This is a genomic window from Natrinema salsiterrestre, from assembly GCF_029502005.1.
GTDB classification, from domain to species: domain Archaea; phylum Halobacteriota; class Halobacteria; order Halobacteriales; family Natrialbaceae; genus Natrinema; species Natrinema salsiterrestre.
The window spans coordinates 39138-53806 of sequence record NZ_JAMQOT010000016.1 but is presented as its reverse complement, the minus strand read 5'-3'; the positions used below and the strand labels follow the sequence as shown (position 1 = coordinate 53806).

Annotated in this window: 7 protein-coding genes and 3 pseudogenes; 2 read left to right on the top strand and 8 right to left on the bottom strand. The window is 54.4% G+C overall.

Going from position 1 to position 14669, the window contains the following annotated elements:
* Positions 1-261: 261 nt before the first annotated feature.
* From NDI89_RS23320 to NDI89_RS23310, 3 genes and pseudogenes are all read right to left on the bottom strand, one after another.
* On the bottom strand, positions 262-474 hold the full coding sequence (locus NDI89_RS23320; RefSeq protein WP_277525233.1) for a HalOD1 output domain-containing protein: 213 nt from the start codon (positions 472-474) through the stop codon (positions 262-264).
* Positions 467-1405 (bottom strand): DUF955 domain-containing protein, encoded by a 939-nt coding sequence (locus tag NDI89_RS23315; RefSeq protein WP_277525230.1) that lies wholly within the window; start codon positions 1403-1405, stop codon positions 467-469. Before NDI89_RS23315 ends, NDI89_RS23320 begins: the two co-directional genes overlap by 8 nt.
* A 287-nt stretch (positions 1406-1692) precedes the next feature.
* Positions 1693-1961, bottom strand: a pseudogene (locus NDI89_RS23310) (IS5/IS1182 family transposase); the annotation flags it as partial.
* A gap of 143 nt (positions 1962-2104) precedes the next feature.
* Here NDI89_RS23310 and NDI89_RS23305 point away from each other — a divergent pair.
* The gene (locus tag NDI89_RS23305) at positions 2105-2677 is read left to right on the top strand and encodes a metal-dependent hydrolase (protein WP_277525229.1); all 573 of its coding nucleotides are present in this window, start codon (positions 2105-2107) and stop codon (positions 2675-2677) included.
* Positions 2678-2890: 213 nt separating this feature from the next.
* Here the strand turns inward: NDI89_RS23305 and NDI89_RS24015 are convergent.
* Positions 2891-3295 (bottom strand): annotated as a pseudogene (locus NDI89_RS24015) (HVO_A0114 family putative DNA-binding protein).
* A 347-nt stretch (positions 3296-3642) separates the two neighbouring features.
* Between NDI89_RS24015 and NDI89_RS23295 the strand changes: the two are divergent.
* A complete protein-coding gene (locus NDI89_RS23295; protein WP_277525225.1) occupies positions 3643-5439 on the top strand; it encodes a multicopper oxidase family protein in 1797 nt (598 codons plus the stop codon).
* A gap of 241 nt (positions 5440-5680) precedes the next feature.
* Here NDI89_RS23295 and NDI89_RS23290 read toward each other — a convergent pair.
* The 4 genes and pseudogenes from NDI89_RS23290 to NDI89_RS23275 all read right to left on the bottom strand — a co-directional run.
* A pseudogene (locus NDI89_RS23290) lies at positions 5681-6800 on the bottom strand (phage NrS-1 polymerase family protein); the annotation flags it as partial.
* A 359-nt stretch (positions 6801-7159) separates the two neighbouring features.
* Positions 7160-10183, bottom strand: a complete 3024-nt coding sequence (locus tag NDI89_RS23285; protein WP_277525221.1) for a TraM recognition domain-containing protein — start codon at positions 10181-10183, stop codon at positions 7160-7162.
* Positions 10173-11360: a DUF8128 domain-containing protein gene (locus NDI89_RS23280; protein WP_277525240.1), complete on the bottom strand. Its 1188-nt coding sequence runs from the start codon at positions 11358-11360 to the stop codon at positions 10173-10175. The genes NDI89_RS23285 and NDI89_RS23280 overlap by 11 nt, the downstream gene beginning before the upstream one ends.
* Before the next feature lie 4 nt (positions 11361-11364).
* Complete coding sequence (locus NDI89_RS23275; RefSeq protein WP_277525218.1) at positions 11365-14667, bottom strand: VirB4 family type IV secretion system protein; 3303 nt, start codon at positions 14665-14667, stop codon at positions 11365-11367.
* Positions 14668-14669: the final 2 nt, after the last annotated feature.

Below are 14669 nucleotides of genomic sequence, written 5' to 3'. Positions count from 1 at the left end.
CCTTCGCCGAACATCCCTGAGCTGCTGTATCAAGAAGCTAAACAGCCGTCTCCGGCACGAATGACGCTCTTAGAGGAGGTGTGTGCTGATCTCTATGCAGGCTCAGAAGCTTAACCGAATACAGATGCTACCATCACTCACTGTTAGACCAACCTACGGCGTAAAACAGGGGCCGGAATAAACAACCGTTCAGTGAACTATCTGTACTGAGCGATTGGTGGTGTAGAAACTATCAAAGTTAAGGATTCCAACAAAGCCAATCTATGGATTCGTGAGGATCCGTACACCGGACTGCGTGACGAGGACACGAAACTCTCCGATCGAGAATCTAACCTCGAGATCATCGTTCGCCGAGTCCACGAGGTGCTTGAGTGCTTCAACATCGATCACTCGTTGCAGTTGGTACTCGTTACACCCGAGCCCCTCCGTTTCGAGCGCGTCGACGATTTCGAAGAGGAGGTGTCGATCACTCAACTGTGATCACCTCGTCAACGACATCGATAATCTCCGCAGCGGTCGAACTGATCCGCTCGAGTCGATCGAGGATGGCCTCCGACTCTTCGCACTCCCATGCAGCGAGGTAGAACGCCGACCCACTCGTGTCCAGCCCGAAATACCGACCGACGATGTAGCCGACGGCTTCCGCCTCGAGTTCGCGTTTCGAGCGTTCGGTCTCGTCATCGACATCACCGTGCAAGAGTGCGTGAGCGTACTCGTGGACGGTCGTTACGGCAAGGTCGGCGCTGTTCTCACGATCGCAGACCTCGATTAGTGGTCGCTCCGCAGGAGAACGGTACTGACACACACCTCTGGCATCGCCGTGAGGCCACTCCGCTGGAGAAACGACCTCGACTCCCACTTCAAGCATCGAAGCCCCTTCGAGGAGCGCTGGCACCAGCTCGTCGGCCTCCCCGGTCGCCTCGGTCTCGAGTTCGGGCAGTGGCTCTCCCTCTGTCTGAGAAATGTCGAAGACTGGCGCTGGCCGAAAGCCGATGAGTCCTTTCGACCACTCTTCTGGTGACGTCTCGTCGTACTCACAGTCGCTTCGATCGTGGTACGACGGCGAGTTTTCGCACTCGGGGCACTGCTTTGCGATGATCGGTGCCCAGATCCAGATTGCACTCTCGCCTTCTTTCACATGCCGATCGAACTCGTTTTGCCAGGTTCGATAGCCGGAAACGCGAGTCGCGTTCGGACACTGACGAGTGATCAGCAGCTTATTTCGGTAGGAGTAGTCGTGGAAGTGACTCTGGACATCGAGCCACTCCTGGAACTGCTTACTCGAGACTGCGTCATCAACCTCGTCGACGAGGTCGTCGACCCAGGTTTCCATTGTACTGTGCATCTCGTCACGTCTGGTGTCCGAATCATCGAAGGACACCGGTCTACAGTCGCTCGTAGTCATTGTTCTCGACGATGGACGCTCACTTCGGAGAACGCCCTCACCCCTCAGGGGGAGAAAAAACGAACTCAAGTCAGCGTTTGAGTAGATCTCATCGCGTTTCCCTCACTGGTTATCTGCTAGAAATACAGACTTCGATCCAGAGTAGTTCGTCTCGACGGCTGCGAAGAATATTCGGCGAGGTTCCTGCGACATCAGCGATCTGCTTCGTAGGATCGCTAGACGAAGCTCGATTTCGGCGTACTCACTAACTCAGCCACTAGTCAGAAACCGAGAGACGACGGTCACTTCTACGGATATCTAACCGTCCGACGAAGATTGTAGACAGCAGATTTCAGCACCGGCTCCCGGAATTCGAGGTACCAGCTTCGCGCACGCTCGGCTCTGCCGTGCGTGCGCTTGATGCTTGAAAAAACGGTTCAACCATCACTGGCGGTTTGTACCAGCGACGATTCAGCCGGGCGTTGTGCGCTTTATCCAGCGGGGAATAGATCCGATGCTTGATCAACGGGCGGATGCCATCGGCACAGAGTTCGTCGCAGAACGGCTTCCCGTCGTAGATATGTATATCGATATTGCGTGCTTTTAAGGATCGAGTTACTACCCGTTAACAATGAGATCATCAGACGATAGTGGTTCTACAGTCATCTCTACCGCTACTCGATTTCTGCATTACCGTGCTCCTCGATTGGTGATGCGATTATGATGCCATGGGGGCATCTCGCCTTCGGCTATGTTCTGTATTCACTTGGTCATCGTTTTGTGACACGTAAGCCACCAGCTGGATTTGGAGTCGTTCTCGCAATAGTAGTCGGCACTCAGTTGCCGGATGTCGTAGATAAAACGCTCTCATGGGGACTCCATCTCTTTCCACAAGGCTATTCTATCGCTCACTCCATACTCGTTGCTGTCCCCGTTGGGCTACTTATTCTCGGTGTAACAGCTTTCAGAAGCCGAGATATCGGTATCGCATTTGTCCTGGCATACTGGTCGCATCTCGTTGGTGATGCGATGCTCGCCGTTCCAAAACGTGGTGTTTCGCCGGGCGATCGGCTTCTTTGGCCAATCGTTACGCTTCCGCCATACCGAGGCGAACCAACATTGTTTGGGCAAATCGAGAGAATCTTCAGTACATTCTTCAACGAGATGCTGACTACCGAACATTTTCTCTTTCTCGCTATTTACACAGTACCGTATCTACTGGTATTCTCGCTCTGGGTAATTGATGGCTCACCTGGCATCGCGTTTCTTTGGCGAAAAGAGAACCACAAGTGAGCGTATCAGCGCATCATTCGCACACCCCCGAAGAGATCAAAGTGGGATCGAGTGACTCTGCGCTACCGCTTCAATTGTTTCGAACGAACAGGGGATTCATCTCATAGATACTGCTGGCAAAGTACATCGGTGCGCCAGAGTAACTCGTCGACCACGTGTAGCGAGAACAGAGAGTGAGGGCTTCGGTTTTCGGATATCCAAGAACAGGATCTTTCAGGGTGCTGCTGAACCGATACTCCCATTCGATTCTGCAAACAAGATGTCAATTTCAAGACTGTCATAGGCCAGTTTCGGTTTCTTTGCCTGACCAGGTCTGTCGTTTTTCAACTCAATGATGCCAATGTCTTCGAGCTCGGAAAGGTTCCGATGGACCTGCTTGTAGTCTCGCTCCACCAGGTCAGCGGCTTCGCGGATGCTCTCGGGCTCGTGTTTGGAGACTGTCACCAACAGTTATAGGTTTTTCGGGCTAAGCAGGCGACTAAGTTCTGCATACGATCCGAAGTTCAACACTGGCTGGGCATCGTCAAGGTCTTTACCCGCTTGGGCAGCCTTGATGTGGCTATGCGTGCGCTGATTGAGACGATTACGTTCACCGACGGTAACTTTGAACGTGGGCATGATGTATACTTCCTGGAGACGTCCTACCCCGACCAGTTCCATGAGACAGGCGACATCTCTTAGGTTTCGCGTTTAAAGCGATTATAGAGCGTCAACATTCCGGGGAACTCGATGGTTCAAATACCGTGACAAATACAGGTGAAATACATATCGCCTAGGTCAGTAGTTTCACCTGCCGTTGTGGATTTAGAACTCGCCCATTTCTTATACCAATAATTCTCCAGCCAACTTCCCCATCTTATGAAATACAGTAGGTGGTAGTAGTGACAAGCATGTTCTCTCGATTCCCATCCGACAGGAACGGCCCTCACCACTATCCATGAGAGGTTTATACGCTAATATGTATTATGAACGAGCGTAGCGAGGTGCTTGGAACAGGTGTCTCACGCCGTAAACTTCTCTTGGCAACCAGTGCGACAAGTATCTCGGCTATTGCAGGCTGTTCAGCACCGAGCTCAACGGAGGAACCAATACCAACTACTGTATCAGAGCATTCGTCGCCAGACCTCGAAAAATGGGTCGACCAAGTTCCACGCCCAGGAGTTATAGAGCCAACTGGGACGAAAAACGGACAACCTTATTACGAAATTGGGATGCGTGAGGTTGAACAGAAACTCCACAACGATCTTCCCTTGACGACAGTCTGGGGATACGACGGCCAGTATCCAGGGCCGACTATCGAAGCCCAACAGGGCGAACCAATCTATGTGCGGTGGCAAAACGAATTACCAGACGATCACCTCTTACCCGAAGATACGACGATCCATAGCGATCTTATACCGTACGATACGCTAGGCGTACGCGTCGTAACGCACCTTCATGGTGGGAACGTCGAATCCGAGAGCGATGGTCATGCTCAGGCGTGGTTCACTCGGGACTTTCAGGAGACGGGACCGAAATTCGAGAAAAATGACTATTACTATGTGAACGATCAGCCTCCAACGACTCTGTGGTACCACGACCACTCTCTCGGCATCACACGACTAAACGTGTATGCCGGTCTGGCGGGCTTCTATCTCCTTCGAAACGAACACGAACAGGAACTCGGGCTACCAGAGGGCGAGTACGAGATCCCACTCGTTCTTCAGGATCGAAGCTTCAATGATGACGGATCGTTGTTCTATCCGACAGCCGTCTCGGATGATCAGATACGTGGAGATGATCCACAACCGGAGCCAAGCATCGTTCCACAGTTCTACGGAGATACGTCAATCGTTAACGGGAAAGCCTGGCCTCGACTGCCTGTCGAACCTAGAAGATACCGGTTGCGGCTTCTCAACGGGGCAAATAGTCGATACTACAATCTTACACTCCTTGAGTACGACGAAACCTCCGGCGAGACCGCTGCCGATGGTCCCTCATTCATCCAGATCGGGAACGATGGTGGTCTCCTCTCAGAACCGGTCGAGATCACTGATCGCCTCGAACTTGGATCGAGTCAACGTGCCGATGTCGTCGTTGACTTTTCCGACTACGCTGGCCAAACGCTGCTCCTCCACAACAATGCACCATCACTGTACCGAGGCACGCTAGAGAGAAGCGAGGAGACGAAGCCACTTCCGGAGGTTATGCTCATCGACGTTGACGACGCAGGAAATGTTCAAGATTCAAGCCAGGTCCCGAACGAACTAACGACAGTTCCGAAACTCCCTGCTGACACGGTTGACAGACACAGAAAGCTCTGGCTCTCTACGCGAACCGATGACTATGGACGGAGGCTCCACCTACTCGGGACACAGGATCAAATACGAGGGTACAAACTGACTGATCCCGTCACCGAAAATCCAATGCTCGGTGATACCGAGATCTGGAGTATCGCTAATAACACCGGGATGTCGCACCCAATACATATCCACCTTATCCACTTTCAGGTATTGGGCCGACAGTCGCTGGCCGACTACGACGCGACCGCGGAGACCATCGATACGGACACATTCCAGTCACCAAGACCCTTCGAATTGGGCTGGAAAGACGTAGTGACTGTTGATCCTGGTGAGGTGGTTCACGTGATTGCACACTTTGGAGAGTACAAAGGGTTGTTCAACGACCAGACTGGCGAATACATGTGGCATTGTCACATGATTGAACACGAGGATCACGACATGATGCGTCCCCTCAGAGTAGGGACGGATTCTGATGACTAACTGGACTTAAACTGTTGTCATTCAGTTCGCAGACTTACTTACCGAATTGGGTGCCTCTATTATCAGTCGCTCTAAGTTGAAGAAACCCTTTTCTCAACGAGTTACTTGGAACTACCTCCAAATAATCGTCCCCACAGAGAGGATGTCTCTGAAGCGGTGTCACAGTCGGACATCGTCTCGGCTTGTCCTTCTCGAGTCTGCTTGATCTCTCGGTTACGCTCCGCAAGTTCGGTTTTGAGATCCTCGATCGTTGCCTCGAGGCGATCAATACGCTCATCTTTCTGTTCGAGCGTGGCCTCAAGTTCGTCGACACGGACAGTCAACAGTCGATTCTTCTCGACTAGATACGCACGATTCTGATTCTGCTCCAATTCGTCACGGCTAGCAGTGGTGGACGACTTGCTTGTTCTTGGAATAGATTCAGTTGACGTATCTCGAGTGTCCGGGTCGTAGAACTCGGAGGAACTCGCAATCGCTCGTTCGATGGTCTTCTCGCCATACGTAGAGCCGTCTGCGTAGTGGACCTCATCCCACTTGTTTCGGAACAGCCCTGATTGGCGGAAGAGCCGATCTATCTGCTGCTGGTCACCACCAGTCCAGAACGCCAGCAAACAACACAGCGCCATGTCCGCCTCTGACTGACTCTCGTAACCAGCAGTCGAACCACGCCACAACCGTTCGAACTTCTCACCGTTCGATGCGTTCTGCGCTCGCTCGAGCAGCTCCTGATCCTTGAGATCAACGCCAGTATGAGCTGCACTGCCTGTCGTTTCGGTCTCGTCCCTATTGCGATGGTTCCCAGATTCGTGCTCTGAACGTGGGTCAGAGTCTTGGACGTACTCACGATGGATTGCTACTAGTGCGTCCTGCCGGCGTGCAACGCGAGGTGGCGTGTCCTCGAGGCGGTCGCCGGTCACGGTGAAAAACCGGGCAGTGTCGTACAGTTCGATACTGCCACGGCGGTTCCGCCCATCTGGGAGTTCTCCCTCAATGAGTACGTGGAACCCAGTACCCGAGGGAGAGATCTCCGTATAGGAATCGAGTCGCTCGATGATGTCCAGCGCTATGCCGTCGACGTCGTCGCTTGCGGGATCTCGACAGTCATCCAGATCCACACCGACGATGGGATCGTCGTCGGTAAAGACGAAGCCAATGCCATCGGTGTTCCCTGTGTCAGCGTACTCGAGTGCTGTCTTGAACGACGCCCATGTTTCGGGATCCGTTGACGACGCGAACGCACCACTGCCTGGCGTCACGGGTATCTTTGTCGTCTTCCCATCTCGAGGCTCTTCTTTCCAGCAGACCCACTGGTCGCGCTCACGTAGTTCTTCGGGGAATACCGAGACCGCACTCTCAGACATCATCGATCGACCTCGTAATATGCGTCCAGTTGGACATCGTGCATCCACTATCACGGTGCTGACAAACACACCGAAATCCAGTGGGCTGTTCGCTACCCTGTCCAACGGGGGCTACCCCTTCTATACTAGTTGGTTTTGACCCTCGACTTGCCATGAACATCGCTTCCGTCCTGCGGTTTTGCCCTGAACATTTTTCAGACCTTTGACCTGAATAATTAATTTGCCCTGAACAAATAGTGGTGTAAACAGGAAATTGGCGTGTGACTGGCCTGATGAGCAGAGATCGGAATACTAGTGCTAGTGCAGAGGTATCCAATGTTTTATTCTCTTTAAATATAGACATGTTTATGATATGAATCTCATTCAAGGAGCTTTGATCCATCGCTGGTCAGGTCAATTCCAGTGTAGACTGTTACCAGATTATCGCTGTCTCTGATACGGTCATCTTCATACTCAACGACGTTCGCAAGCTTCCGACCGAACCAGCTCGCGTTTGTCCCATCAATGTCCTGCTGATCAGTCCATCTCGAGTACGCCTGAAACAATTCTTCCTTCGGTATCTGCACACCATCTGCCTCTCTGATGTACATCGCTGCGAACGCCTCGATGCCATCACTATCTGGTTCGATCTGTACAGATTGCTCTCCTGTGGAGCATGATTCTGCCGGCTGGGACGGCTCCACAGCCTTGGAGTGTTCAGCAGAAGAAGCATCTGGCCATAGCTCCTCGTTATCCGGCGATTCAGACAGCTCGTACGTGTCGCCCTGCTGGAAGAGCAGGGGACTCCCGTCTGTCGGGTGTATCAGGATGAGATAGCTCTCACGCGAATAGTTCGCGTCTGGCAGGTCAACGTCGGGAAGGAACGGCCGTTTGATCGGCGTCCACTCTGTCTCGAACTCGCTTTTCGAGTTGTAAGTCAGTGTCTCACCGGGTTGGTGGACGGTGTACTGACCGGACTCATGATCATAACTGTAGTAGGCCGGCACATCATCTTTCGAGGTCGGACCATCATCCGGCACACGGGTAAATTCTGTCTCACCATCTGACAGCACACGCTCTCCGTTGTCACGTACCCAGACAGTCCGATTTGCATCCGTCGTCTGTGGACGAACCGCAGTGACGCCACCATGAGCTGTCGCGCCACCACCGAAGGTCACAATCTCATCACAGTTGTAGAACTGCTCAGTGCCATCCGATCGTTCGTGCAGTGGCTTTGAAAGGATATTCTCGACTCGTGATGCCACCTGTGTCTCAGATTCTCCAGGTCGAACAACGAAGATCGGAATGCGGTCTTCCTCGTGAGCGCGTTTGAGATTCTGCAGAACCTTCGCCGGTCGGTCGGGCGTTGTTGTCTCAGCCTCGATGTTAAACACCACATCGCGATCTGGGTGCGTGGCAACTGCGTCAGGTTGCTCGCTCCCATCTTGCTCGAGGATCTCGACACTAAACCCGCATTCAGTGAGCGATACCTCAGCATCCAGGAGCACTGCATCGTGGCTAGTTCCACCAGCTGAGCCGACAGTGCCCGTCTTGGGCCGGACTAGCTCTTCACCCTTGTCAGTGAGGCGAGCGACGATCTCGTCGTTCTGCAGGTCGACCTCGATCAACTGCGAGGTATCACGCACGTCCGGCAGGTCTTCGTATGCATAATCAATCTCAGGCTCGGTCTTCTCAAGACGGGCCATGAGTTCCTCGTCAACAGCCGTGACGTCGACCCAGCCGTTTTCCGCCCGCACACCTTCTCGGATCTGGACTGTACGTAGCGCTTCTGCCATGGTCTCATCCAGTATCTTCGTCGGATTGGCGGCTTCATTGGCGTCGCTGTAGATGAGGTTCTGGAGGATCTCCGCGTCAGTCAACGGCTTAGTACCATAGCGCTCTAAGCTCTGTTCGATAACATCATCAACGTCGTCTGTGCCACGGAGAGGCGGATACGGCGGAAACGTCCGAATCAAGACGGGTTCGGAGTATCGTCCTCCAGAGAGGGGAAGCCGCGTCCACACTTTGAACTGGTCGGTCGTGATGAGGTCTTCTGCTGTGTAGTCGCGGAACCGTTTCATCAATAACTTAGCGTCATCACTGTCGTTGACCGAGAACGTGAGGAGGTTGTCGCAGTTGTTCTGCATCGCTTTCAACGTATCCTCGTCAAACTGCGAGGGATACTGTGAGGCAAGGGTCACGGAGAGCCGCATCGACCGGGCTCGAGCCAACATTGACTCGATATCGAGATTATCGCTGGCGATATCATCGAACTCATCACAGAGGACGAAGTAGGGATCCGGCGTCGTATCTATCTCGTACGACCGCCGCTGGATAGCACTCCAGAGATTGCGCATTACGCCGAGCGTGACCATCTTCTTGATGTCTGTGTTCTCGACGGGCGTTCGGACAATGACAATTCGGTCGTTATCAATGATGTCTCGGAAATCGATCGTACTCTCACGATGGGCAATGATCCGACGAATCACCGAATTCTCGACCCACGACTTGATCCGTTTCAGGAGCGGGCGGATCGTCTCCTCTTCCATGTTCGCGATCTCGAGGCAGAACTCTCTGATATAGGGGTCCTCAACGTCGAGTGCGAAGTCTTCGCGCCGCTCGGCGTTGAGTAAGGTGAAGTACATATCGATAATCGAGAACGGCTTCTCCGATTTCATCATCGCTCGCGCCATCGATTCGGTGATCGCCTCCATGTTGATACCCCAGTAATCGGAAGTATCGAAGACCGCTTTCAGGTTCTCAACTCGGTTTTCGATCTCGTTCTCGAGTTCCTCGGTAGTCTCACACTCGGGCACCTCGAGGAAGTTCATCCCGATCGTCTTCTCGTGGGTGGTCGAGCCAGGTTCGATCCAAACCACGTCCTTGAGACGATGTTTGGGGAGCATCCGGAGCAACTCTCGAGAGTCACGACCCTTGGGGTCGAAGTACGTGAAGCCATAGCCGGAGTAGGCCCACTGAACCATCATATTCAGGAGTTCGGTTGTCTTTCCGTAGCCAGTTGTTCCAGCGATCCAGGTGTGGCGAAAGAGCGACTCGAAACGGAGCGGCGCCTCACGAAAACCAGTCTGGGGATCCTCTGAGTAGCCAATCCAGAGTGGGGCTGGTGCGTTGTACATCCCAGCTTCGAACATTTCTCGAACGAACGAGCCTGCAACTGTTCCCTCGTCGACTGTTTCCGTGATAACCGGCTTCCCACCAATACGAGTCGTGTTCTGTTCCACGATATTATATTGGTCACCGTCATCGAGATCGGGTTGCTGATGAGTGGACGATTCTGAGATCGTGTTCTCTTCTGTCTGTTCATCGCCTCTAGCAACTCGCTCCTCATGTCGGTCGTCGCTGGAAGCCTCGTTGCCGGGTCCGAAGAAGCGATCAAGCACCATCGAATCCCTCCTGCTCTCGAGTGGGCTCTTCAAAGCTGACTGCTGTCTCGTTCGGAATGCTAGGGGTCTGCCCATCTACCGGTGATTCGTCAGCTGCGTATCGGCTTCCATCTGCTGGCAACCGATCACCACGCTGTGTATATCGCCAGTCAATCTTTGGTGTCTCAATCTCCGAATTGGGGATGTGTGCGACACCGGCAAGTTCGTCGACGGTCATAATCATGTGCTGATTGATCCACTCGCGGTCACGCATTCGCTCGACAAACTGCCGAAGCCGCGTTGCGCGTTTGCTCTCTCGGCGATGCCAGACGGGCTTGTCGTCGAGGCCCTGCTCAGTGATCGCGTTGTAGTACTTCCTGAACATTCCCGCGACGCCACGAGCACGGGCCTCGGCTTCGTCTTGTTCGCTCGAGGCAGCGAGGACGCGAATGTTCACGTGGAACGCCTGCTGACCACGCTGCTGTTCGATGGTTTTCGCGGCCTGTTTGTCCTTCTCGCTTGGCGGTCGCGTACGAGGGTTGAGCCAGCCGACGGACGTCCCTTGCCGAAGCGCGTGAGCGAGTTCGTCGACGCTATTATGTTTGAACCGGTCGCCGTCGGTCCACGACTGTTTTGCAGGCCGGAAGACGACCTGCGTAACGACGGTACTCTCATCGAGCGACAGCATCTCGCTCGTAACCTCGCCGTAGGGATCCGTCTCGAACCCCTCGCTATTGTGATGGCGAATCGGGTAGTAGGGGATCTTCTCCATCTCGAGCCACGCACCAGCGACGTACTCGTCAGAGTTGATAATGGGGAACGCATAGCCCTCTTCAACCGGGAAAACCTCGCTGTTGGCGTAGTTGTTCCCAACACGACGACGGAACTTGTCGACAGCTGCCTCAGTGGCAGCGTGCATGTAGAACTTGATCTTCCCTTTGTCGAACCAGACCTCAAACGAGTGGTGGTCGCTCGTATTCTTTCCGCGGAAGTTCGTCGTCACATCGTGGACTGACTGGAGAACCCCAGCCCCGTCCGCTATACCGTTGTTCTCTTTGTAGGGGCGGATCCGCAGCAGCGTACCTGGCGTATCCGCTTGCTGTTGGACGAACGAATCGTGTTTACCGAAGTCGAGTTGTGTCGCCTCGTACTGTGGCGACGAATCCAAGATCGTCTTGATTCGCTTGAGCCTAGTCATGGTCTTAGGTATCACACGTAGTTTCAGTCGTCTCCTCTGCAGTAACTGACTCTCCTGATTCTCCACCATCAGGCCGGACAGCCGACTTCTCACTGTCTGTCTCGAGGGAATACTTGACGAGCGCATCGAGAACCTCCTCTTTCGTGAGATTTACCTCAAGAAGCCGACCGGCCGCGTCTGCGCTGAGATCGAGACGCGTTGCAAGCGCGTTGCGCTGGGCTTCGTTCTCGACAAACTCTTCGAAGGCGAGCAACTCCGCTGGCTCTTCACGAATTGCCTGCTCGATGAAGGCCTGGTCCTCTGGGTCGTAGTTGATGACGCGCTTCTCGAAGTCGTCGGCGACGAGATGCAGCGGATACGTTCCATGTTCTTCGACGCGAACAAGCGATTGACTGTATCCGAGGTCTTCCTTCCCTGCATCAGCCCGTCGAACGTACCGACGTTGTTCCTCTGTGAGGCCGATTTTGTCGGCTGTCTCGTCGCCTAGGTCGGGCAATTTGTGAAAGACCTTGATCGGACACATCCCGATGATCTTCTCGGCCTGCTCGGTCTCATAGAACTCCTGGGCAGTCTGCGAGAGGAGAACCATTCGAAGGCCGGCGTGGCGCTGGTGACGGAATGCCGTCTCGAGGAAATCAAGGTTCGCCTGGTCCTCGAAGAGGTAGTGCGCTTCGTCGATCGCGAGTTCGACGTTCCGTTGGGTGTTCTTCGCCTGCTGATAGATCGTCGAGAGCAAGAGTTGCATCAGGAACGTCTGGCGGTCGATTCCTGATGCGCTGCCCTCGATCTGCCCGAGATCGATGTAGACGACCTTGTTGTCGCCCTCGAGGATATTGATCTCCGAGCGGTGTGAGAGATTTTCGTAGGCACCGCCCTCTCGGAAGGGCTGAAACGCGATTGCAAGTTCGTCTGCATATTGTGCGGCACGCTCGCGAGCGGATTCGGATGCCGCAATATTGTGCTCATCTGGATTCTCGGCGATATCACAGAGAATCCGATGGACGTCCTGCATCGTCGGTGAGTTCTTCGAGGTATGCGTCGAGACATCATCCTCGACGATCCCTGCTTGTCGGTAGGCCTCGTCAATGACGTACGAGAGGACACCCGTCTCGGCACCGAGTTCGATATCACGAGCGTCGAGGAAGTTCTCGAGAATGGCGTAGACCTCGTCTTTCTTCGCCGAGAGAGGTGAGATACCATCGTTGGACTTGAGGACGTGCCGTGGCGTCTCTCGGATCTCGAGCGGGTTCAGTTTCGTGTCGCCCCCGACGGTGATCGTCTTCGCGTTCAAAGCATCCGCGATACCACGGAAGCCGCCGACTGGATCGACGAGGACGAGCATCGTGTCGTTGCGCCGCTTCATCATCCGCAGGTGGCGCATGATATCACCGAACGTTTTCCCAGCACCCGGCATCCCGACGACGAGTTCGCTGTGCCCGGTCTCGAGTTCCCACGGGTTGATTCGGATGGGAGAACCGTTGTGGCCGTGATAGCCGTACTCGATACCGTCGTCCATCATCTGGTAGTTCGACGAGAACGGGAACATCGCGCCGATCGCCTGATTCGTCAGTGTGGACATCCGATCGCGACCGAGTTCGTTCGTCCCGAGCGGTGACACCGTTGCGAGGCCACGTTCTTGCCACCGGCTCGCGACCTTGAGCGTACAGTTCGCCGGGGCATCCTTGACGATCGACCGCAAGCGAGTCGTCTGATTGTCGAGCGCTTGCTCGCTGTCAGCGGCGAGGCGAATGAACACGCCACCGCGGTAGAACGACGCTTTGTTCGCACGAACGAGCGACCGCATGTATTTCGCCTGATCGATATCGTCCTGAAGATCCTCGGATTGGAGGCTGTTCGAGTCGTGCTGATTGATCTTCAAATCCGAGATCCAGTCCGCCATCATGTCTTGGGCCGACTGGCTGTCGAACGGGTCGAGGTGGATGCTGATATCCGTCTGAAGGTCGGTCTCGAGCAATAGACGCTCGAGGAGGCCATCCGAGGGTTCCTCGGGGAACTGTTCGATCCAGAACGTACGGACGTACGTCTCGTCGTTGATCACGGCGTAGGTCGTCTCCCAATCGACCGTCGTCGGGGCGATAACCGACTGGTGCATCGTCGACGTATCTGGCAACCAATCGCCGGATGGAATCGAGAGACCCTCGTCGATATTCTCTTCAGTACGATCGTCCGAGGCTGATTCCGACGTACTGGTCTGTTCGTCCATTGCATCGAGGACGTCATCGGGATCGGGCGTTGCTGGAACACCATCGCTAATCCCGTGGGCGACGACTGGGAACGTACCCAGTGTATCCGTGATATCAGCGTACTCCTCGGACTGACACGACCAGTACTCCTTCGTGATCCGAGCAAGGTCGTATGCGTCAACCGGGCCAACTGAACACTGGTAGAGCGACGAGCCGCCGCGTCGAAGCTGTGTGAGTCGTGACTCGAGTTGCTCTGCTTTGAGTCGCTCACGCTCAGGGTCAGTTAGCTCATCGGTCTGGAACCGGTCGAAGAATCGACCTACCATAGGCATCTCTGCGAGATAGGCGAGGACGCTGTCACCCGTCTCATCGAATTGTTCGACATCGTCATCGTTCACTGCAGTGATGAGGTAGTACTCGCGAATCGTTGTCGTCTCTGAGTCGATGTCTCCGCTTTCGGTCGTATTCGCGGTGACGTATTTTTCGAGAAGCCGCTTCAAGACCGGCCGTGACCGAACATCAGCGTCACCGAGTCGGTCTTGGTGTGCACGGACGACATCGTCATCGTCGACCTCTCGGCTGGTGATATAGATCTTCACTGGGAAGTCCACAGTCGAGTTAACGAACTCAGAAAGCGACTGGACAGCCTTCGCCCATGCATCGTCGTCCTCGAGGGCCATGTTCGCTGGCTCGACTTGCATCGCTCCGACGAGTGCACCATCCGTTCGTTCGACAGCGTGGGGGTACACCCGTTGTAAGCGAGTCAGATACCGAACCTCGCTGTTGTCCTCACCACCGTGGGCATACTCCTTGTTCTGGATCGCCCAGCCGAAGCGGGCAGCGAGCCACTCGGTGAGCCAGAGGTATCTGGGCTTCACCTTATGGAGCAAGAACAGGAGGATCGTGAGCATGATTCCGAATCCCAGTACCGGGATCGTCAGTGCAGCAGGGACGAACGTCGCTGCGATGACAGTGACGAACGCCACTGAGAGAAACAGCATGAGTTCGCCGATCGTGTACCCTCGAAAGAACGCCGTAGTGCCGCCCAGTGATTGATGGATCTTTCTCGTACTATACTCGCTATCAGCTGTATTCGTACTCATAC